This window comes from Pseudomonas phoenicis (genome assembly GCF_047302395.1).
Classification (GTDB): domain Bacteria; phylum Pseudomonadota; class Gammaproteobacteria; order Pseudomonadales; family Pseudomonadaceae; genus Aquipseudomonas.
This window is the reverse complement of sequence record NZ_CP154852.1, coordinates 2,797,801-2,816,432: the sequence shown is the minus strand read 5'-3', so window position 1 is coordinate 2,816,432 and position 18,632 is coordinate 2,797,801. Positions and strand designations below refer to the sequence as shown.

Below are 18,632 nucleotides of genomic sequence, written 5' to 3'. Positions count from 1 at the left end.
GCCCCTCGCCTGCGAAGCCCAACAAGGGACACGCTGACCGAGGGGCTTTGTCGCGTTCGCCGTCAATCGCCGCTGAGCACCTCACCCAGGTCATAGACCTCGGCGATTTCGCGCATTTCCTGGGGCAGCCCGCGCAGCTCCCAGAATTTGCCGGCGGCCTCGGCGTCGCGCATGAAGCTCAACAGCAGGGCCAGGCCCACGCTGCTGGAACGAGTGACGGCCGAGCAATCGAGCACCATGCGCGATTCGCGGCTGGCGGCGATCAAGGCTTTGCCCTGGCTGCGCAAGGCAGCGCCCGTGGTGTAGTCGAGCACGCCACTGACGCGCAGCACGCCCGGCTCGTTCATGCTGACGGCGGCTTCGGTCATTTGACGGCCTTGTCCGGCGAGCTGTCGGCGGTCTGCTTGGCCTTGGCCACTTCGCCCGCCCAACCGTCGATGGTCTTGTCCAGATCGTTGCCGTTGCGCTGCATGGCGTCGGCGAACTGATCGCGGAACAGTTTGCCGATGTTGATGCCGTTGACGATGACGTTACGCACTTTCCATTCGCCACCGAGCTTGACCAGGGTGTACTGCACCGGGAATACCGCACCGTTGTTGCCCGACACCTTCATGCCGACGCTGGCACGGTCGCCGTCTTCGCTGCGCGCAGGATCGACGGTGATGCCTTGGTTGTTGTACTCGAGCAACGCGTTGCCATAGAACTGCATCAGGCTGCGCTTGAAGTTTTCCTGGAAGCGCTGCATCTGCGCAGGGCTGGCCTTGCGCGAATACTTGACGGTCATGATGCTCTTGGAGATGCCGTCGGCATCCACCACCGGCCCCAGAATGCCGTTGAGGGCGTTGTAGAACGCCTGCGGGTCGGACTTGTAACGCGCCTTGTTGGCTTGCAGGTCCGAGAGCAGCGCGTCGGTGGTGCTCTTGATCACATCATGGGCCGACTGTCCGGGGGCGGCCGTCGCCAGCATCGGCAGACAGGCCAGGATGACCAGCAGGCCACGTCGCAGCATCGAAATCATGGAAACTCCTTAATTAGCCGGGGCGGCTTCTTTAGCGTCTTTACCAACCGAATTGAGCAGGAACTTGCCGATCAAGTCTTCCAACACCAATGACGACTGGGTGTCATGGATGGTTCCGCCGTCCTTGAGCACTTGGTCTTCGCCACCGACACTGATGCCGATGTATTTTTCGCCCAGCAGGCCGGCGGTGAGGATCGAAGCGGTGGAGTCGGTCGGCAGGTTGTTCACACCCTGCTCCAGTTCGAGGGTGACGCGGCCGGTGAAGCTGTCGCGGTCCAGGTCGATGGCGGTGACCTTGCCGATGGCGACGCCGGCCATGGTGACCTTGGCACGTACGGTGAGGCCGGCGATGTTGTCGAAGTAGGCGTAGACCTTGTACGTATCGCTCGCGGGGCTGGCCGACAAGCCGCTCACACGCAGGGCGAGGAGCAACAATGCCAGAATCCCGGCCAGCAAGAACAGGCCGACACCGATTTCCAGGGTGCGGTTTTGCATCAGAAGTCTCCAAACATCAGGGCGGTCAGGATGAAGTCCAGACCCAGGACTGCCAGCGAGGCATACACTACGGTCTTGGTCGTGGCACGGCTGATCCCCTCGGACGTGGGCTCGCAGTCATAGCCTTGGAACACGGCGATCCAGGTGACCACGAAGGCGAACACCAGGCTTTTGATCACCCCGTTGAGCACGTCGTCGGTGAACGACACGCTGTTTTGCATGTTGGCCCAGAACGAGCCCTCGTAGACGCCGAGCCAGTCCACGGCGACCCACGAGCCGCCCCAGATGCCTACGACGCTGAAGATCAGCGCCAGCAGCGGCAGGGAAATGAAACCGGCCCACAACCGTGGTGCGACGATGTACTTGAGCGGGTCGACGCCGATCATTTCCAGACTCGACAGCTGCTCGGTGGATTTCATGTTGCCGATTTCGGCGGTCAGCGCCGAACCCGCGCGCCCGGCGAACAGCAAGGCGGTGACCACCGGCCCCAGTTCGCGCAGCAAGGTCAGGGCGATCATCTGCCCCACTGCCTGCTCGGAGCCGTACTTGGTGAGGATGCTGTAACCCTGCAACGACAGCACCATGCCGATGAACACGCCCGACACGGCGATGATCGCCAGGGACATGACGCCCACCGAATACAGCTGCTTGACCAGCAACTGGAAGCTGCCACCCGTGCCACGGCCGATCAGCGCGTTGCCGAGGAACAGGCAGGAACGCCCGAGGATGGCGACGATGTCGATGGCCGCACGCCCGAACAGGCGAATACGTTCGAGAATGGATGTCTTGCGCATCAACGCGCTCCCAGCAGAGCGGCGCGATAGTCGGACGCAGGAAAATGGAAAGGCACCGGGCCGTCCGGATCGCCCTTCATGAATTGGCGAATGCGCGGATTGTCGGAGTTCATCAGTTCGTCCGGGGTGCCCTGGCCGAGCACCTGGCCGTCGCCCACGACATAGATGTAGTCGGCGATGCTGGCGGTTTCCGCCAGGTCGTGGGAAACCACGATGCTGGTGATGCCCAGCGCGTCGTTGAGCAGACGGATCAGGCGTACCAGCACGCCCATGGCGATCGGGTCCTGGCCGACGAAGGGTTCGTCGTACATGAGGATTTGCGGGTCCAGGGCGATGGCCCTGGCCAGCGCCACACGGCGCTTCATGCCGCCGGACAGCTCGTCCGGGCGCAGGCCGATGGCGCCGCGCAGACCGACGGCCTGCAGCTTCATCAACACGATGTCGCGAATCATCTCTTCGGGCAGTTCGGTATGCACACGCAATGGAAACGCGACGTTCTCGAACACGTCGAGATCGGTGAACAGCGCACCGCTCTGGAACAGCACACCCATCTGCTTGCGCGCATCGAACAGGTCGGCGCGCGACAGGCTCGGCAGGTTCTGTCCAGCCACCCACACCTCGCCTTTGGCCGGGCGCAGCTGTGCGCCCATCAGCCGCAGCAGCGTGGTCTTGCCGCAGCCCGAAGGGCCCATGATGCCGGTCACCTTGCCACGGGGAATGCGTATGTCGACGTTGCTGAAAATATTGCGCGAGCCGCGCTGGAAGGACAGGCCCTTCAACTCGACCGCGTAGGCGCTATCCCCACTCATCTAGACTCCTTGCGATACAGCCCAGTGTTCATGGACGCGCGTCCTCATCAGGAAGACACAAGCATCACGGGCGGGCCGGTTAGCCGCGAACTATACCATCGCGCCGAAGCCCTTCCCAAGGCTACTGCCCGAGCATTCAGGCTATCGACAGTAAAGGAAAGTTTCAGTTTGACGATCAAAGGTGAGGGTTTTGTGCATTGCGGCTATAATCGCCGCCTTTCCCGCAAGCCATACGTTCGACCATGAGCCAATCCAGCGAGCTAATCCATTCCGCCCAGCGCACGTTGCGTCTCGAGCTTGAAGCCGTACAGGGCCTGCAAGCCCGTATCGATGGCGAATTCGTGCGTGCGTGCGAACTGATCCTGGCCAGCAAGGGCCGCGTGATCGTGTTGGGCATGGGCAAGTCAGGGCACATCGGCAGCAAGATCGCCGCCACCCTCGCCAGCACCGGCACGCCTGCGTTCTTCGTACACCCGGCCGAAGCCAGCCATGGCGACATGGGCATGATCACCCGCGACGACGTGATCCTGGCCCTGTCCAACTCCGGTACCACGGCCGAAATCGTCATGCTGCTGCCGCTGATCAAGCGCCTCGGCACGCCCCTGGTGAGCCTGACCGGCAATCCGCAATCGACCCTGGCCCTGGCCGCAGCCGCCAGGCTCGACGCCCGCGTCGAGCACGAAGCCTGCCCGCTCAACCTGGCGCCGACGTCTTCCACCACCGCAGCCCTGGTGCTGGGCGACGCCCTGGCCATCGCGCTGCTCGAAGCACGTGGCTTCACCGCCGAAGACTTCGCCTTCTCGCATCCAGGTGGCGCCTTGGGCCGTCGCCTGCTGGTCAAGGTCGAAGACGTGATGCATGGCGACAGCGCGCTGCCGGTGGTAGAACGCTCCACCCCGCTCAAGGACGCGCTGCTGGAAATGTCGCGCAAGGGCCTGGGCATGACCGTGGTGCTGGAAGCCGACGGCACCCTGGCCGGCATCTTCACCGACGGCGACCTGCGCCGTGCGCTGGACCGCAACATCGACGTGCATGCCACGCCCATCGAGGCGGTGATGACCACCCACAGCAAGACCGTCACCGCACAGATGCTCGCGGCCCAGGCGCTCAAGCTCATGGAAGACTACAAAATCAATGCGCTGGTGGTGGTGGACGCTCACGACCGCCCCGTCGGCGCCCTCAACATGCACGACCTGCTGCGCGCTGGAGTAATGTGATGAACCCGGATCTGCTGCAACGCGGTAAAGCGATCAAGCTGGCTGTCTTCGATGTCGATGGCGTGCTGACCGACGGTCGCCTGTATTTCCTCGCCGACGGCAGCGAGTTCAAGTCGTTCAGCACCCTCGACGGGCAAGGCATCAAGATGCTGCGTGCCAGCGGCGTGATGACCGCGATCATCACCGGTCGCTCCAGCCCGGTCGTGGAACGGCGCGCCCGCAACCTGGGTATCGACCACCTGTTCCAAGGCCGCGAAGACAAACTGGTGGTGCTCGACGGTTTGCTAGCGGAACTGAACCTGAACTACGAACAGGTTGCCTACCTGGGAGACGATCTGCCCGACCTGCCGCCGATTCGTCGCGTCGGCCTCGGCATGGCGGTGGCCAACGCCTCGCCGTTCGTGCGCCAGCACGCGCGCGGCATCACGCTCGCGCGCGGCGGCGAAGGCGCCGCAAGGGAGTTCTGCGAACTCATCATGCAGGCTCAGGACACGTTGGACACCGCCCACGCCCATTACCTGTAGAGCTGCACATGTTTAGCAAAAAAGCCAAGAACATCGTTCTGTTCAGCGTGATCGCCGCCCTGCTGGGCGCCGTGGGCTACTGGAACCTGAGCCCGGAAAGTTTTCTCGACGACACGCCGCAGGCCCAGGTCGACGAGGACGCGATCGACTACTATGCGATCAATGCCCACAGCGTGCAGTTTCTGCCCGACGGCAAGCGCCAGTACGAAATGACCGCTGACAAGATCGAGCACGTCAAGGCCAGCGAAGTCACGCTGGTCGCCCAGCCGGACCTGCAGATGTACCGCGGTACCGCCTTTCCCTGGCACATCCAGAGCGAGCGCGCCGAGGTCAATCCCGATGGCACCGAGGTGGAGCTGATCGATTCGGTCAGGATCGCCCGCACCGATGAAAAGAACCGCGACACGCTGATCACCAGCAGCCGCATGACCGTGTTCCCGCAGAAGCAATATGCGCAGACCGAGCAAGCCGTTAGAATCGACGGCGCCGGTGGCACCACTACGGGCACAGGCATGAAGGCGTACTTGAAAGACGGCAGGATGGACCTGCTGTCCAACGTAAGAGGACAGTATGAGGCTCGTTAAAACCCTTCCCCTTTTGCTCAGCCTGAGCGCAGCACTGGGTAGCGCGAGCGCTTGGGCCCTGCCGACCGATCGCGACAAGCCGATCCGCATCCAGGCCGACAACGCGCACCTGGACGACAAGCAAGGCGTGGCCACCTACACCGGCGATGTCATCATCACCCAGGGTTCGATGATGATCAAAGGCAATACCGTGACCATCACCCGGGCGGCGTCCGGCGACATCGACGTGCTCACCTCGGTGGGCAACCTGGCGTATTTCGAGCAGCAACAGAGCGCCGCCAAGCCCGACAAGATGAAAGGCTGGGCGGTGACCATCCAGTACCAGGCGCAGAAAGACCTGGTCGTGCTCACCGATCGCGCCAAGGTGGAAAACGAAGGCAACACCACCGAAGGCGAGAAGATCGTCTACAACACCAAGTCGCAGATCGCCACAGCCGGCCGCGGCGGCAACGTCACCGCACCGCGCCAGCGTATCGACATGGTGATCCAGCCGAAGAAGAAGGCCGAGTGATGGCAACCCTCAAAGCCCAACATCTGGCCAAGAGCTACAAAAGCCGGCAGGTCGTGCGCGACGTCAGCCTGTCCATCGACAGCGGTCAGATCGTCGGCCTGCTCGGGCCCAACGGCGCGGGCAAGACCACCTGCTTCTACATGATCGTCGGCCTGGTCCAGGCCGACCAGGGCCGCGTACTGATCGACGACCTCGACGTCAGCCATCAGCCCATGCACGGTCGCGCCAAGGCCGGCATCGGCTACCTTCCGCAGGAAGCCTCGATCTTCCGCAAGCTGTCGGTGGCCGACAACATCATGGCCATCCTCGAGACCCGCAAGGAACTCGACAGCGACGGCCGGCGCCAGGCGCTGGAAAGCCTGTTGCAGGAATTCCACATCACCCACATCCGCGACAACCTCGGCATGAGCCTGTCGGGCGGTGAGCGTCGCCGCGTGGAGATCGCCCGCGCGCTGGCGACCGCGCCGAAATTCATACTGCTCGATGAACCCTTCGCCGGGGTCGACCCGATTTCCGTGGGCGACATCAAACAGATCATCCATCACCTCAAGGCCAAGGGCATCGGTGTGCTGATCACCGACCACAACGTGCGTGAAACGCTCGACATCTGCGAAACGGCATACATCGTCAACGACGGTCAGCTGATCGCCGAGGGCGATTCGGCTACCATCCTGGCCAACGATCTGGTGAAAGAGGTCTACCTGGGCCACGAATTCAGGCTCTGAATGTTCGGCGGGCGTGCCCGCCGCAGCGCTCGAGGCTGGATCGCACTTTATTTGACACAGCGCCCTAGGCAAACGTTACAGTTTCAGGCATATAACTTGCTTAAAATTGGCGCCGCGGCGCCCTCGTGTAGTGGATGGCGCTCACGCGCCGGCGAACAAGGTAATCAGCCCCAGCCATGAAACCATCGCTCGTCCTAAAAATGGGCCAGCAACTGACGATGACCCCGCAGTTGCAACAGGCCATTCGTCTGCTCCAGCTTTCCACTCTGGATCTTCAGCAGGAAATCCAGGAGGCCCTGGAATCCAACCCGATGCTCGAGCGCCAGGAAGAAGGCGAAGACTTCGACAACAGCGATCCGATGGCCGACAACGCCGAGAGCAAGCCTGCCAGCGAAGCGCACGACACCTCCTTCCAGGAAACCACCAGCACGGTCGAGAACCTCGAAGAAGGTGATTGGGGCGAGCGTATTCCCAACGAGCTGCCGGTCGACACGGCCTGGGAAGACATCTATCAGACCAGCGCCAGCAGCCTGCCCAGCAACGATGACGATGAGTGGGACTTCACCACCCGCACGTCGGTAGGGGAAAGCCTGCAAAGCCATCTGCTGTGGCAACTCAACCTGGTACCGATGTCGGATGTCGATCGCATGATCGCCGTCACCCTGATCGATAGCATCAACCCTCAGGGTTACCTGGAAGACACCGTCGAAGAGATCTGCGAAGGGTTCGACCCGGAACTGGACATCGAACTCGACGAAGTGCAGGCGGTGCTGCACCGCATCCAGCAATTCGAACCTGCCGGCGTCGGTGCCACGAGCCTGGGCGAATGCCTGTTGCTGCAACTGCGCCAGTTGCCGACCAACACACCGTGGATGGCGCAAGCGCAGCGTCTGGTCAGCGACTTTATCGACCTGCTCGGCAGCCGCGACTACAGCCAGCTGATGCGCCGCATGAAGCTCAAGGAAGACGAACTGCGCCAGGTCATCGAGCTGGTGCAGAGCCTCAACCCACGCCCAGGCTCGCAGATCGAATCGAGCGAACCCGAATACGTGGTGCCCGACGTCATCGTACGCAAGGACAACGAGCGCTGGCTGGTGGAACTGAACCAGGAAGCGGTGCCGCGCCTGCGGGTCAACGCCCAGTACGCGGGCTTCGTGCGCCGCGCCGACACCAGTGCCGACAACACCTTCATGCGCAACCAGTTGCAGGAAGCGCGCTGGTTCATCAAAAGCCTGCAAAGCCGCAACGAAACGCTGATGAAGGTGGCCACGCAGATCGTCGAGCACCAGCGCGGTTTCCTCGACCTGGGCGACGAGGCCATGAAGCCATTGGTCCTGCACGACATCGCCGAAGCCGTGGGCATGCACGAGTCGACCATCTCCCGGGTCACCACGCAGAAATACATGCATACGCCACGCGGTATCTACGAGCTGAAATATTTCTTCTCCAGTCACGTCAGCACGGCCGAAGGTGGGGAATGCTCGTCCACCGCAATCCGCGCGATCATCAAGAAACTGGTGGCGGCGGAAAATCAGAAAAAGCCATTGAGTGACAGCAAGATCGCTGGTTTACTGGAGGCTCAAGGCATCCAGGTAGCACGTCGTACCGTCGCCAAGTACCGCGAGTCGCTGGGCATTGCGCCCTCCAGCGAACGCAAGCGGCTGATGTAATGCCTGGATGTGCCACAGCGTTTCAGTGGCAGGTGCAACACCTGCCTCTTTATGCACGGCAATAAGGAGAAGCTGTATGCAAGTCAACATCAGTGGACACCATGTAGAAGTCACCCCACCCCTGCGCGATTACGTGGAGCAGAAGCTCAAACGTCTGGAAGGTCATTTCGACAAGATCACCAACGTGCAGGTCATTATGAAAGTCGAGAAGCTGCAGCAAAAAGTCGAAGCGACGCTGCAGATTCCTGGTGGTGAAGTGGTTGCCAACGCCGAACACGAAGACATGTATGCAGCGATCGATGCGCTGGCTGACAAGCTTGATCGCCAACTGAAAAAACACAAGGAAAAACAGCAAAGCCTGCTGCAAGGCGCAGCGGCCCGCTGACACCCCCCATCCATGATCCGACTTGAAACCATCCTGACCCCCGGCCGCTCGCTCGCGAACGTGCCGGGCGGCAGCAAGAAGCGCGCCCTGGAAAAGGTCGCCACACTCATCGCCGAACAGGTGCCGGAACTGGAGATGCACGACATCTTCGAAAAGCTGGTGGCCCGTGAAAAGCTGGGCTCCACCGGTTTCGGCAACGGTATCGCCATTCCCCATTGTCGCCTGCCCGGTTGTACCGCACCGGTCAGTGCCCTGCTGCACCTCGACGCGCCCATCGACTACGATGCCATCGACGGCGCTCCGGTGGATCTGCTGTTCGTCCTGCTGGTCCCGGAAGCGGCCACCGATGCCCACCTCGAGCTGCTGCGCCAGATCGCCAGCATGCTGGACCGTAGAGAAGTGCGCGAACGCCTGCGCGCGGCCACCACCAGCGAGGCCCTGTACCAGGTTGTCCTGGACGTTCAGAACGAGGCCTGACCATGCGCCTGATCATCGTCAGCGGTCGCTCCGGCTCCGGCAAGAGCACCGCCCTGGATGTATTGGAAGACCACGGCTTTTACTGTATCGACAACCTGCCAGCCGGCCTATTGCCGCAGTTGACGGAAAACGTCCTGCTCAAGGCCGAACTGCAGCAGCCCAAAGTTGCCGTCTCCATCGACGCGCGCAACCTGCCGGGCCACCTGTCGCGCTTCCCCGCCTTGCTCGAGGATGCGCGTTCGAAGCACATCCAGTGCAACGTCGTGTACCTGGATGCCGACGAAGACATCCTGCTCAAGCGCTTTTCCGAGACCCGTCGCCGCCACCCGCTGACCACCGCGGACCGCTCGCTGGCCGAAGCCATTCGCGTCGAAAGCGACCTGCTCGGGCCCATTGCTGATCTGGCCGACCTCAAGGTCAACACCAGCAACCTCAACCTGTACCAATTGCGCGACTCGCTCAAGCTGCGCCTGCTCAACCAGCCCGAGCCTGGTACGGCGTTCCTGGTCGAATCCTTCGGTTTCAAGCGTGGCATGCCGGTCGACGCCGACCTGGTATTCGACGTGCGCTGTCTGCCCAATCCTTACTGGAACTGCGAGCTGCGTGACCACTCCGGGCTCGAGCAACCGGTGATCGACTACTTGGCGGCTCAACCCGACGTCGAGGAAATGTTCCAGGACATCGCCGGCTACCTGCTCAAGTGGCTGCCACGCTTCGCCGCCAGCAATCGGGCCTACGTCACCATCGCCATTGGCTGCACCGGTGGCCACCATCGCTCGGTCTACCTCACCGAACGCCTGGGCGCCCTGTTGCAACAAACCCTGAAAAATGTCCAGGTCCGCCATCGCGACCTCTAGCCCACAGGATCCACCCTCCAATGCCCGCCCGTGAAATCACCATCGTCAACAAGCTCGGCCTGCATGCCCGGGCCGCCGCCAAGTTCGTGGGCGTAGCTGGGCGCTTCCCCTGCCAGGTAAAGGTAGGTCGCGCACCCGACAAGCTGGTCGACGGCAAGAGCATCATGGCCGTGATGATGCTGGCCGCCGGTAAAGGTACCCAGGTGTATCTGCACACCGAGGGCGAGCAGGCAGACGAGGCCTTGGCAGGTTTGGTGGAACTGATCGAGAACAAGTTCGACGAGGGCGAATAGATCGCCTTCCCCGCCCCCGGCCGAATCTTCAGGACATCGCAGTATCCATCACCATCATCAGGCAGAAGCCGAGGCACAGCCCCAGGCTGGCCAGACGGTGGTGACCGTTGCTGCGTGACTCGGGGATGATTTCCTGGGTGACCACCAACAGCATGGCGCCGGCCGCGCAAGCCAAGCCCAGCGGCAAGAGCAGTTCGGCGACATTGACCAGCCAGGCGCAGACCACTGCCGCCACAGGCTCGACCAGTCCAGAAGCGGCGCCGATCAGGAATGCCTTGAAGCGCGACATGCCCGCTCCGGCCAGAACCAAGGCGATGACCAGCCCTTCGGGCACATCCTGCAAAGCGATGCCCATGGCCAAGCTGTCGGCATCGGGCATGCCGCCGCCGGCGGACACGCCGATGGCCATGCCCTCTGGAATGTTGTGGGCGATGATGGCGATCACGAACAGCCAGATGCGCGCTGCAATCACGGGCTGCGTGCCGTTGCCCACCAGTGCCTCGGGCGAAGCGCCCGACACTTTCAAGTCGACCAGAAACAGGCACAATGCTCCGCCCAACAGGCCGAAGCTGATCAGAGCGCCGGCGCCCCAGGGGCTGTAGCCGATCGACTGCGCCGCCTCCAGCCCCGGGATGATCAGCGAAAACGCCGTAGCGGCGAGCATCACGCCGGCACCGAAACCCAACAGGGTGTCGGCCAGCGCCACCGGCATGCTGCGAATCACCAGAACCGGTACTGCGCCGAGCGCCGTACCCAACGCGCATAACGCGCCGCCCTCGAGCGCACGCAACATGCGCGGCTCGAGGTCAAGCCAGGCGATGCCCCGCGCCACCAGCAGCGCAGTGCCGACCAGCACCAGCAAGATACCCAGCGCTTGCCTGAACAGACGCACGCTGCCGACCGACATCACCTGTGAGCGCATGGGCGATCAGCTCACCGAGTGGCTTCGAGGTAACGACGCTCGACTTCCTGCCAGTCGATGACGCTGTAGAAGGCACCGATGTATTCCGGGCGACGGTTTTGATACTTCAGGTAGTAGGCATGTTCCCAGACGTCCAGGCCCAGGATCGGCGTGTTGCCGTGCATCAGCGGGCTGTCTTGGTTGCCGCTGCTTTCGACCACCAATTTTTTCTCCGGGGTCACGCTCAGCCAGGCCCAACCACTGCCGAAGCGGGTCAGCGCAGCTTTGGTGAAAGCTTCCTTGAAGGCTTCGAAACCGCCCAACTGGGTCTTGATGGCCTCGGCAACCTGGCCGACCGGCTCACCGCCGCCGTTGGGCGACATGACGGTCCAGAACAGGCTGTGGTTGGCATGCCCGCCCCCATGATTGGTGACCGGACCGCGCAGGTGTTCGGGCAGTTGCTTGACCGCAGCGACCAGCTCCTCGACCGGCTTGTCGGCCCACTCGGTGTTTTCCACGGCGGCATTCAGGCCATTGACGTAGGTCTGATGGTGCTTGGTGTGGTGGATTTCCATGGTCTGCGCATCGATGTGCGGCTCAAGCGCGTTGTAGGTATAGGAGATTTTTGGCAATTCGTAAGACATGTCAGTGAATTCCGTAGGCAGGGGTTATGGAGGTCACGTCCGGTCGAGTGCTCAGCTCGCTGGCCACGGCCGCATTGCGGTTGAGCAATCGTTCGGTACGAGGGTATTGACCGTATTCAGCGATGAAATTCAGCAATTCTGTGTAGGTTCTGCCGCTGTGACGCAAAGCGGCGCCGCGTAGGGACTGCGACAGGCGCATGTCCTGGCTGGCCTGCAAGAGCCGTTGATGGGCCGAACACAGGTAGTCGGCGCTTTCGTGGGGCTGGTTCAACGCCAGGTGCAAGTCGGCCAGGTTGTGGTGCGCGATGACGAATACCGCTACCGCTTCGTCGACGTCATGCCAGCGCTCGAACAGCACCTGGGCCAAGGCCAGGGCTTGCAGATAGAGCTCCCGGGCATCGACCAGATCGCCCTGTTCGAACAGCTCGTTGGCGTGCTGCGTGGTGCGTTTCCAGTGCTGCATGACGAACCTCCTCGGCGCGACGGTTCAGAGACCGCCGGCAGTCAGTTTTTCCGGGTCCAGCAGGGTTTGCAGCTGGTCGCGGGACAGGTCGGTGTGCTCGAGCGCCACATCGATGATCGGGCGGCCTTGCTTGTAAGCGGTCTTGGCGATCTCGGCGGCCTTGAGGTAGCCGATGATGGGGTTGAGCGCCGTCACCAGGATCGGATTGCGCGACAGCGCTTCCTTGAGCTTGGCGTCATTGACCGTGAAGCTGCTGATGGCCTTGTCGGCCAGTAGACGGCTGGTGTTGGCCAGCAGCTCGATGCTTTCCAGCAGGTTGCGGGCAATGACCGGCAGCATCACGTTCAGCTCGAAGTTGCCCGATTGCCCGGCCACGGCGATGGTGGCGTCGTTGCCGATGACCTGTGCGGCGACCATGGCCGTGGCTTCCGGAATCACCGGATTGACCTTGCCTGGCATGATCGAGGAACCCGGTTGCAGCGCTTGCAGCTCGATTTCGCCGAGGCCGGCCAGCGGGCCGGAGTTCATCCAGCGCAGGTCGTTGGCGATCTTCATCAGGGCCACGGCGGCGGTCTTGAGCTGACCGGACAACGCCACCGCGGTGTCTTGCGAGCCGATCAGGGCGAACAGGTTGGCGCCGGGTACGAACTCCACGCCTGTCAGGCTGCTCAGCTCGCGAGCGAAACCTGCGGCGAATTCGGGGTGGGCATTGATGCCGGTACCGACCGCGGTGCCACCCTGGGCCAAGGCCTGCAGGGCCGGCAAGGTGGACTCGATGTGCGCCTTGGCGCCCTTGACCTGCGCGGCCCAGCCACCGAGCACCTGGCTCAGGCGCACGGGCATGGCATCCATCAGGTGGGTGCGGCCGGTCTTGACATGGTGGTGCACCTGTACGGCCTTGGCGTCGATGGCCTGGGCCAGGTGCTGCAAAGCCGGTAGCAACTGCTCGCGCACCGCGAGCGCTGCGCTGACGTGGATGCTGGTGGGGATGATGTCGTTGCTGCTCTGCCCGCAGTTGACGTGGTCATTGGCATTGACCGCCTCGCCCAGCACACGGCTGGCCAAGGTGGCGATCACTTCGTTGGCGTTCATGTTGGAGCTGGTGCCGGAACCGGTCTGGTACACATCGACCGGGAAGTGCTGGATGAAGTCTTCGGCCAACAGTTGCTCGACCGCCTGGACGATGGCATCGCCCTGGGCCGCGTTGATCTGCTCGAGCTCGATGTTGGCTTTGGCCGCCGCAGCCTTGGCCAGCAGCAGCGCGCGGATGAACTGCGCCGGCATGCGCTGGCCGCTGACCGGGAAGTTGTCGACCGCGCGTTGGGTCTGGGCGCCATAGAGGGCCTGGGCCGGCACCTGCAATTCGCCCATGCTGTCACGCTCGATACGGGTCTCACTCATCGTCGAATCCTTGCATCAGTTCTTCGTGGGAAATCGATGGCAGTAGCACGCACTTGGCCAGTTGCAGCGCGTAGGGCTGCCAGAGCTGGTTGCATTCGCTGCGATTGAGCTTGCGCAGGTCGAGCAGCGGGCGCCAGGCCTGGTCCAGGCACTGGCTGCGCCAGTGCCACGGCAGCATGCGGTCGCAGGCGGTGTCGAGCAGCAGGCGGAACGACGTGAGGGCGACGGTCCAGGGCGCAGTGTCGGTACAGCACACCAGATAGCGGCCTTCGGCCAGGTAGTGCTCGATCAGGCGCGGCTCATCGGGCTCGATGGCACAACGGATGCGGCGGCTCAGCCAGCGCCAGTTTTCCAGATAGGGCAATTCGTGGAGAACGGTGTTCATGAACAGCATCGACCATGAGGTGCAGAATGATATTCATTATTAATTGATAAATAGAATCACTTCAAGCGTTTACCGGTAAACAAAAAACCCGGCGCGATGGCCGGGTCTCTCGTCGAACAGGAAGTTTCAAAAGGCCATCAGCCCATCAATTACCCGCCACGGTCATCCGCTCGATCAGCACCGAGCCCGTGTGGATATTGCTGCGGGTCTCCAGGTCGTTACCGATAGCGGCGATTTGCTGGAACATGTCCTTCATATTGCCGGCGATCGTGACCTCCTGAACGGCGAACTGGATCTCGCCGTTTTCTACCCAGTAGCCAGCGGCGCCGCGAGAGTAATCCCCGGTCACCATGTTCAGGCCATGGCCCATGAGCTCGGTCACCAGCAGGCCACGCCCCATTTTCTTGATCAACGCGGCCTGGTCGTCGTCGCCATGGGTCACGAACAGATTGTGCACGCCGCCGGCGTTGGCCGTACTGGGCAGGCCTAGCTTGCGTCCGGAATAGGTGCCCAGTACATATGAAACCAGTTCGCCGTTTTCCACGAACGGCTTGGCGTAGGTGGCCAGGCCGTCACCGTCGAAACCGGCGCTGGCCAGGGCGCGGGGGATGCGCGGGCGTTCGTCGAGGGTCAGCCAGCTCGGGAACAGGCGCTGGCCGATGCAACCTTCGAGGAACGAGGATTTACGGTAGAGATTGCCGCCGGAAATCGCCCCCAGAAAGCTGCCGAACAGGCCACCGGCCAACTCTGCGGAGAACAGCACCGGCACTTCGCAGGTCGGCACCGGACGGGCACCCAAGCGGCTGGCGGCACGCTGCGCCGCACGCCGTCCGATGCTCACGGGGTCGGCCAGCAGCGTGCCCTGACGGTTGACGTCGTACCAGTAATCGCGCTGCATCTGTCCGTCGCCCTCGGCGATCATCACGCAACTCAGGCTGTGCCGGGTCGACGCATAGCCACCGACGAAGCCGTGGCTGTTGCCATACACCCGCACGCCCTGGTGGGTGCTGAGCGAAGTGCCGTCGGCATTGCGGATGCGCGTATCGGCCTCGAAGGCGGCCGTCTCACAGGCCAGCGCCTGCTCGATGGCCTGCTCGGGACTGATGTCCCAGGGATGGTAGAGGTCCAAATCGGGGATGTCGCGGGCCATCAGCCCGGCATCGGCCAGGCCCGAGCATTCGTCTTCGGAGGTGTGCCTGGCGATGGCCAACGCCGCCGCCACGGTCTCGCGGATCGCTTCCGGGCCGCTGGCCGAGGTGCTGGCCGAGCCCTTGCGCTGACCGACGTACAGGGTGATGCCGAAGCCCTGGTCACGGTTGAATTCGACCGTTTCCACCTCGCGCTGGCGCACCGTGGTGGACAGCCCCTGCTCCAACGACACCGCCACTTCGCAGGCGCTGGCGCCCTGGCGTCTGGCTTCGGCGACGATCGCCTCGACCTGCTCCTGCAACGCCGGCAGGTCCTGTGGGCCTACGCTCTGGACTGCACTCATGGTTATCTCCCATCAAATTCTGCGTTCGGCACGGGCCGTGCTACGACCGGGCCGGACAAGCGGCCCCCGACTGGTTATCATGGCGACGATTTCCTGCGGACTGCCACCATGGTTGATTCATACGACGACGCCTTCGACGGCGAAAAAAGCAAAACCCAGATCAAGCGCGAGCTGCTTGCGCTGGTCGAACTGGGCGAACGCCTGACCACCCTCAAGGCCGATACCCTGGCCCGCCTGCCGCTGACCGACGCGTTGCGCAAAGCGCTGGCCGATGCCAGCAAGCACACCTCGCACATCGCCCGTAAACGGCACATGTCGTTCGTCGGCAAGCTGATGCGCGACCAGGACCTGGAGGCCATCAACGCGGTGTTCGAACAGGTCGACACCTCGAGCCGCCAGTACAACGAGCGCTTCCACAACCTCGAGCGCTGGCGCGACCGGTTGGTCGACGGCAACGACGAAGACCTGGAGCGTTTCGTCAACGAGTTCCCCGATACCGACCGCCAGCACCTGCGCTCGCTGATCCGCCATGCCCAGCACGAAAAGGCGCGCAACAAGCCGCCGGCGGCCGCGCGCAAGGTGTTCAAGTACATCCGCGACCTCGACGAGCTGCAGCGCGGCCTGCGCTGAACCCAAGTCGTCGGTCCACCGTGGGGCACACCGACATGGCGTATCGCCCCCCGATGGCACTGTTCACGCCCCTGTACCACCGACCGTGATGGCATCGAGCTTCAAGGTCGGCTGACCGACGCCGACCGGCACCGATTGGCCGTCCTTGCCGCACGTCCCGACGCCGCTGTCCAAGGCCAGGTCGTTGCCGACCATCGACACCCGGCTCATGGCTTCCGGGCCGTTGCCGATCAGCGTTGCACCCTTGACCGGCGCGGTGATCTTGCCGTCTTCGATCAGGTACGCCTCGCTGGTGGAGAACACGAACTTGCCGCTGGTGATGTCCACCTGGCCGCCGCCCAGATTGGCGCAGTACAGTCCGCGCTTGACCGAGCGGATGATCTCTTCGGGGTCGCTTTCGCCGGCACGCATGTAGGTGTTGGTCATGCGCGGCATGGGCAGATGGGCATAGGATTCGCGGCGACCGTTGCCGGTGACCGCCATGCCCATCAGGCGCGCGTTGAGCTTGTCTTGAATGTAGCCCTTGAGCACACCGTTCTCGATCAGGGTGGTGCACTCGGTGGGCGTGCCTTCGTCGTCGACGCTGAGCGAGCCGCGCCGGCCTTCCAGGGTGCCGTCGTCGACGATGGTGCACAGCGAAGACGCGACCTTCTGGCCGATACGCCCACTGAACGCCGAGCTGCCCTTGCGGTTGAAGTCGCCTTCCAGGCCGTGGCCCACCGCTTCGTGCAGCAGCACGCCGGACCAGCCGGAGCCCAGTACGACTGGCAAGGTGCCGGCCGGCGCAGGTACCGCTTCGAGGTTGACCAGCGCCTGGCGCAACGCTTCACGGGCATAGCCCATGACCTTGTCTTCGGTGAAGAAGCGGTAGTCGGTACGTCCGCCTCCGCCCTGCCCGCCGCGCTCGCGGCGGCCATTCTGCTCGACGATGACGCTGACGTTGAAGCGCACCAGCGGCCGCACGTCGGCGGCCAGACTGCCATCGGCGGCGGCGACCAGGATGCGCTCCCAGACCCCGGCCAGGCTGACGCTGACCTGCTGGATACGCGGGTCCAGCGCGCGGGTCGCGGCATCGACGCGCTTGAGCAGGTCGACCTTCTCCGCGCGGCTGAGCACGTCCAAGGGGTTGTCGGCGCCGTACAGCGCGGTCACGTCACGGCTCTGGAATGCCTGTACACGGCCGTTCTGGCCGGAACGGGAGATCGAGCGTGCGGCGGTGGCTGCGGCGGTCAGCGCTTCGAGGTTGATGGCGTTGCTATAGGCGAAGCCGGTCTTCTCGCCCGACTGGGCACGCACGCCCACGCCCTGGTCGAGGTTGAAACTGCCTTCCTTGACGATGCCGTCTTCCAATGCCCAGGTTTCGGAAACCTGCCCCTGGAAATACAGGTCGGCGGCGTCGATGCCAGGGCCTGCCAAGGCGCCCAGCACGCTTTGCAGGCTGTCCAGGGTCAAGCCGCCCGGGGCCAGGAGTTGCTCGCTGACGGTGGATAACATCTGGCTCATAGTCACTCCAAAAGGTGCGCAGGCCGCACGGCGTCCTGCGAGAAAAAGCGCCGGTGAGCGAACACCGGCATTCGCGTCCGTATGGACGCCTGTTCATCGGCGTCGCGGGTGGCCAGCAATACGCCCTCACCCTGCGCCTGTTGCGCGAGTATCCGCCCCCAGGGATCGACGATGGCCGCATGGCCATGGGTTTCGCGCGGGCCTGGGTGCTGCCCGCCCTGGGCCGCCGCCAGCACGTAACATTGGGTCTCGATGGCACGCGCACGGATCAACACGTCCCAATGCGCAGCGCCCGTCACCGCCGTGAAGGCCGAAGGCGCGCTGATCAACTGCGCGCCTGCTGCACGCAAGGCGCTGTACAACTCGGGGAAGCGCAGGTCGTAGCATACCGTCAGGCCCAAGCGACCGACCGGCGTGTCGGCCACCACGACTTGGTTCCCTGAAGCATAGTCATCCGATTCGCGATACCGCCCGCGGTTGTCGCTGACATCGACGTCGAACAGGTGCAGCTTGTCGTAGCGTGCGGCGATTTCCCCCTGCTCGTCGATCAACAGCGAGCAGGCACAAGCCTTGCCATGGGGTGTATCGGCCGGGGGCAAGGGCAAGGTACCTGCGACTATCCATAACTTGAGGTCGCGGGCGGTGCGTTTCAACCACGGCAGGATCGGCCCATGGCCCAGCGCTTCGTCCAGGCCGATGCGCGCAGCGTCGCGGCGCCCCATGGCGGCGAAGTTCTCAGGCAGCACCGCCAGGCGGGCCCCGGCCGACGCGGCCTGTTCGAGCAGGCGTCCGGCCTGGTGCAGGTTGGCCAGCAGGTCGTCCTGGCTGACCATCTGGATCACGGCAATGCTCAT

At 63.3% G+C, this 18,632-nt stretch carries 24 protein-coding genes; 11 read left to right on the top strand and 13 right to left on the bottom strand.

From position 1 onward, the window contains the following. Positions 1-62: 62 nt before the first annotated feature. The 5 genes from AA0Z93_RS12655 to AA0Z93_RS12635 are packed head-to-tail and all read right to left on the bottom strand — an operon-like array spanning position 63 to position 3,116. Positions 63-368: a lipid asymmetry maintenance protein MlaB gene (locus AA0Z93_RS12655; RefSeq protein ID WP_413048622.1), complete on the bottom strand. Its 306-nt coding sequence runs from the start codon at positions 366-368 to the stop codon at positions 63-65. Further along, the gene (locus tag AA0Z93_RS12650) at positions 365-1,018 is read right to left on the bottom strand and encodes a phospholipid-binding protein MlaC (RefSeq protein WP_413048623.1); all 654 of its coding nucleotides are present in this window, start codon (positions 1,016-1,018) and stop codon (positions 365-367) included. Before AA0Z93_RS12650 ends, AA0Z93_RS12655 begins: the two co-directional genes overlap by 4 nt. Before the next feature lie 9 nt (positions 1,019-1,027). After that, the gene (gene mlaD / locus AA0Z93_RS12645; RefSeq protein WP_296263167.1) at positions 1,028-1,513 is read right to left on the bottom strand and encodes an outer membrane lipid asymmetry maintenance protein MlaD; all 486 of its coding nucleotides are present in this window, start codon (positions 1,511-1,513) and stop codon (positions 1,028-1,030) included. Next, positions 1,513-2,307, bottom strand: a complete 795-nt coding sequence (gene mlaE, locus AA0Z93_RS12640) for a lipid asymmetry maintenance ABC transporter permease subunit MlaE (protein WP_413048624.1) — start codon at positions 2,305-2,307, stop codon at positions 1,513-1,515. The genes mlaD and mlaE overlap by 1 nt, the downstream gene beginning before the upstream one ends. Continuing rightward, positions 2,307-3,116 carry an ATP-binding cassette domain-containing protein gene (locus tag AA0Z93_RS12635; RefSeq protein WP_413048625.1) on the bottom strand — a complete coding sequence of 270 codons (810 nt, stop codon included), beginning with the start codon at positions 3,114-3,116 and terminating at the stop codon, positions 2,307-2,309. The genes mlaE and AA0Z93_RS12635 overlap by 1 nt, the downstream gene beginning before the upstream one ends. A gap of 242 nt (positions 3,117-3,358) precedes the next feature. Here AA0Z93_RS12635 and AA0Z93_RS12630 point away from each other — a divergent pair, with 242 nt between their 5' ends. The 10 genes from AA0Z93_RS12630 to AA0Z93_RS12585 all read left to right on the top strand — a co-directional run bounded on the left by AA0Z93_RS12630 (position 3,359) and on the right by AA0Z93_RS12585 (position 10,359). Further along, on the top strand, positions 3,359-4,333 hold the full coding sequence (locus AA0Z93_RS12630; RefSeq protein WP_413048626.1) for a KpsF/GutQ family sugar-phosphate isomerase: 975 nt from the start codon (positions 3,359-3,361) through the stop codon (positions 4,331-4,333). Beyond that, positions 4,333-4,857, top strand: coding sequence for a KdsC family phosphatase (locus AA0Z93_RS12625; RefSeq protein ID WP_413048627.1), 525 nt, complete (start codon positions 4,333-4,335; stop codon positions 4,855-4,857). Before AA0Z93_RS12630 ends, AA0Z93_RS12625 begins: the two co-directional genes overlap by 1 nt. A gap of 8 nt (positions 4,858-4,865) precedes the next feature. Further along, positions 4,866-5,441: an LPS export ABC transporter periplasmic protein LptC gene (gene lptC / locus AA0Z93_RS12620; protein WP_413048628.1), complete on the top strand. Its 576-nt coding sequence runs from the start codon at positions 4,866-4,868 to the stop codon at positions 5,439-5,441. After that, the gene (lptA, locus tag AA0Z93_RS12615; RefSeq protein WP_296263156.1) at positions 5,428-5,952 is read left to right on the top strand and encodes a lipopolysaccharide transport periplasmic protein LptA; all 525 of its coding nucleotides are present in this window, start codon (positions 5,428-5,430) and stop codon (positions 5,950-5,952) included. Before lptC ends, lptA begins: the two co-directional genes overlap by 14 nt. After that, positions 5,952-6,677, top strand: a complete 726-nt coding sequence (gene lptB, locus AA0Z93_RS12610) for an LPS export ABC transporter ATP-binding protein (RefSeq protein ID WP_296263155.1) — start codon at positions 5,952-5,954, stop codon at positions 6,675-6,677. Before lptA ends, lptB begins: the two co-directional genes overlap by 1 nt. 176 nt (positions 6,678-6,853) lie before the next feature. Next, entirely contained in the window at positions 6,854-8,347 is a 1,494-nt protein-coding gene (locus AA0Z93_RS12605) for an RNA polymerase factor sigma-54 (RefSeq protein WP_413048629.1), read from the top strand. Positions 8,348-8,423: 76 nt separating this feature from the next. Next, a complete protein-coding gene (hpf, locus tag AA0Z93_RS12600; RefSeq protein ID WP_296263151.1) occupies positions 8,424-8,732 on the top strand; it encodes a ribosome hibernation-promoting factor, HPF/YfiA family in 309 nt (102 codons plus the stop codon). 12 nt (positions 8,733-8,744) lie between these two features. Then, entirely contained in the window at positions 8,745-9,209 is a 465-nt protein-coding gene (gene ptsN / locus AA0Z93_RS12595; RefSeq protein WP_413048630.1) for a PTS IIA-like nitrogen regulatory protein PtsN, read from the top strand. A 2-nt stretch (positions 9,210-9,211) separates the two neighbouring features. Then, positions 9,212-10,066 (top strand): RNase adapter RapZ, encoded by an 855-nt coding sequence (gene rapZ / locus AA0Z93_RS12590; RefSeq protein ID WP_413048631.1) that lies wholly within the window; start codon positions 9,212-9,214, stop codon positions 10,064-10,066. 20 nt (positions 10,067-10,086) lie between these two features. Then, on the top strand, positions 10,087-10,359 hold the full coding sequence (locus AA0Z93_RS12585) for an HPr family phosphocarrier protein (RefSeq protein ID WP_413048632.1): 273 nt from the start codon (positions 10,087-10,089) through the stop codon (positions 10,357-10,359). A gap of 28 nt (positions 10,360-10,387) precedes the next feature. On the opposite strand, the gene AA0Z93_RS12580 is transcribed toward AA0Z93_RS12585, so the two are convergent. The 6 genes from AA0Z93_RS12580 to pmbA all read right to left on the bottom strand — a co-directional run bounded on the left by AA0Z93_RS12580 (position 10,388) and on the right by pmbA (position 15,645). Beyond that, positions 10,388-11,281: a ZIP family metal transporter gene (locus AA0Z93_RS12580; RefSeq protein WP_413048633.1), complete on the bottom strand. Its 894-nt coding sequence runs from the start codon at positions 11,279-11,281 to the stop codon at positions 10,388-10,390. 11 nt (positions 11,282-11,292) lie between these two features. After that, positions 11,293-11,904 (bottom strand): superoxide dismutase, encoded by a 612-nt coding sequence (locus AA0Z93_RS12575; protein ID WP_413048634.1) that lies wholly within the window; start codon positions 11,902-11,904, stop codon positions 11,293-11,295. A 1-nt stretch (position 11,905) separates the two neighbouring features. Then, complete coding sequence (locus AA0Z93_RS12570) at positions 11,906-12,367, bottom strand: hypothetical protein (protein WP_413048635.1); 462 nt, start codon at positions 12,365-12,367, stop codon at positions 11,906-11,908. 24 nt (positions 12,368-12,391) lie between these two features. Next, entirely contained in the window at positions 12,392-13,768 is a 1,377-nt protein-coding gene (locus AA0Z93_RS12565) for a class II fumarate hydratase (protein WP_413048636.1), read from the bottom strand. Further along, positions 13,761-14,162 carry a FagA protein gene (locus tag AA0Z93_RS12560; RefSeq protein ID WP_413048637.1) on the bottom strand — a complete coding sequence of 134 codons (402 nt, stop codon included), beginning with the start codon at positions 14,160-14,162 and terminating at the stop codon, positions 13,761-13,763. The genes AA0Z93_RS12565 and AA0Z93_RS12560 overlap by 8 nt, the downstream gene beginning before the upstream one ends. Positions 14,163-14,298: 136 nt before the next feature. Next, positions 14,299-15,645: a metalloprotease PmbA gene (gene pmbA, locus AA0Z93_RS12555; protein WP_413048638.1), complete on the bottom strand. Its 1,347-nt coding sequence runs from the start codon at positions 15,643-15,645 to the stop codon at positions 14,299-14,301. Between the two features lie 108 nt (positions 15,646-15,753). Here pmbA and yjgA point away from each other — a divergent pair, with 108 nt between their 5' ends. Continuing rightward, the gene (yjgA, locus tag AA0Z93_RS12550; protein WP_296263131.1) at positions 15,754-16,275 is read left to right on the top strand and encodes a ribosome biogenesis factor YjgA; all 522 of its coding nucleotides are present in this window, start codon (positions 15,754-15,756) and stop codon (positions 16,273-16,275) included. A 63-nt stretch (positions 16,276-16,338) separates the two neighbouring features. On the opposite strand, the gene tldD is transcribed toward yjgA, so the two are convergent. After that, positions 16,339-17,778 carry a metalloprotease TldD gene (tldD, locus tag AA0Z93_RS12545; protein WP_413048639.1) on the bottom strand — a complete coding sequence of 480 codons (1,440 nt, stop codon included), beginning with the start codon at positions 17,776-17,778 and terminating at the stop codon, positions 16,339-16,341. 2 nt (positions 17,779-17,780) lie between these two features. After that, positions 17,781-18,632 (bottom strand): carbon-nitrogen hydrolase family protein, encoded by an 852-nt coding sequence (locus AA0Z93_RS12540; RefSeq protein WP_413048640.1) that lies wholly within the window; start codon positions 18,630-18,632, stop codon positions 17,781-17,783.

Coding starts and splice junctions, on each gene's coding strand:
- AA0Z93_RS12655 (WP_413048622.1), bottom strand. CDS start 368: ATGACCGAAGCCGCCGTCAGCATGAACGAGCCGGGCGTGCTGCGCGTC.
- AA0Z93_RS12650 (WP_413048623.1), bottom strand. CDS start 1,018: ATGATTTCGATGCTGCGACGTGGCCTGCTGGTCATCCTGGCCTGTCTG.
- mlaD (WP_296263167.1), bottom strand. CDS start 1,513: ATGCAAAACCGCACCCTGGAAATCGGTGTCGGCCTGTTCTTGCTGGCC.
- mlaE (WP_413048624.1), bottom strand. CDS start 2,307: ATGCGCAAGACATCCATTCTCGAACGTATTCGCCTGTTCGGGCGTGCG.
- AA0Z93_RS12635 (WP_413048625.1), bottom strand. CDS start 3,116: ATGAGTGGGGATAGCGCCTACGCGGTCGAGTTGAAGGGCCTGTCCTTC.
- AA0Z93_RS12630 (WP_413048626.1), top strand. CDS start 3,359: ATGAGCCAATCCAGCGAGCTAATCCATTCCGCCCAGCGCACGTTGCGT.
- AA0Z93_RS12625 (WP_413048627.1), top strand. CDS start 4,333: ATGAACCCGGATCTGCTGCAACGCGGTAAAGCGATCAAGCTGGCTGTC.
- lptC (WP_413048628.1), top strand. CDS start 4,866: ATGTTTAGCAAAAAAGCCAAGAACATCGTTCTGTTCAGCGTGATCGCC.
- lptA (WP_296263156.1), top strand. CDS start 5,428: ATGAGGCTCGTTAAAACCCTTCCCCTTTTGCTCAGCCTGAGCGCAGCA.
- lptB (WP_296263155.1), top strand. CDS start 5,952: ATGGCAACCCTCAAAGCCCAACATCTGGCCAAGAGCTACAAAAGCCGG.
- AA0Z93_RS12605 (WP_413048629.1), top strand. CDS start 6,854: ATGAAACCATCGCTCGTCCTAAAAATGGGCCAGCAACTGACGATGACC.
- hpf (WP_296263151.1), top strand. CDS start 8,424: ATGCAAGTCAACATCAGTGGACACCATGTAGAAGTCACCCCACCCCTG.
- ptsN (WP_413048630.1), top strand. CDS start 8,745: ATGATCCGACTTGAAACCATCCTGACCCCCGGCCGCTCGCTCGCGAAC.
- rapZ (WP_413048631.1), top strand. CDS start 9,212: ATGCGCCTGATCATCGTCAGCGGTCGCTCCGGCTCCGGCAAGAGCACC.
- AA0Z93_RS12585 (WP_413048632.1), top strand. CDS start 10,087: ATGCCCGCCCGTGAAATCACCATCGTCAACAAGCTCGGCCTGCATGCC.
- AA0Z93_RS12580 (WP_413048633.1), bottom strand. CDS start 11,281: ATGCGCTCACAGGTGATGTCGGTCGGCAGCGTGCGTCTGTTCAGGCAA.
- AA0Z93_RS12575 (WP_413048634.1), bottom strand. CDS start 11,904: ATGTCTTACGAATTGCCAAAAATCTCCTATACCTACAACGCGCTTGAG.
- AA0Z93_RS12570 (WP_413048635.1), bottom strand. CDS start 12,367: ATGCAGCACTGGAAACGCACCACGCAGCACGCCAACGAGCTGTTCGAA.
- AA0Z93_RS12565 (WP_413048636.1), bottom strand. CDS start 13,768: ATGAGTGAGACCCGTATCGAGCGTGACAGCATGGGCGAATTGCAGGTG.
- AA0Z93_RS12560 (WP_413048637.1), bottom strand. CDS start 14,162: ATGCTGTTCATGAACACCGTTCTCCACGAATTGCCCTATCTGGAAAAC.
- pmbA (WP_413048638.1), bottom strand. CDS start 15,645: ATGAGTGCAGTCCAGAGCGTAGGCCCACAGGACCTGCCGGCGTTGCAG.
- yjgA (WP_296263131.1), top strand. CDS start 15,754: ATGGTTGATTCATACGACGACGCCTTCGACGGCGAAAAAAGCAAAACC.
- tldD (WP_413048639.1), bottom strand. CDS start 17,778: ATGAGCCAGATGTTATCCACCGTCAGCGAGCAACTCCTGGCCCCGGGC.
- AA0Z93_RS12540 (WP_413048640.1), bottom strand. CDS start 18,632: ATGAGCATTGCCGTGATCCAGATGGTCAGCCAGGACGACCTGCTGGCC.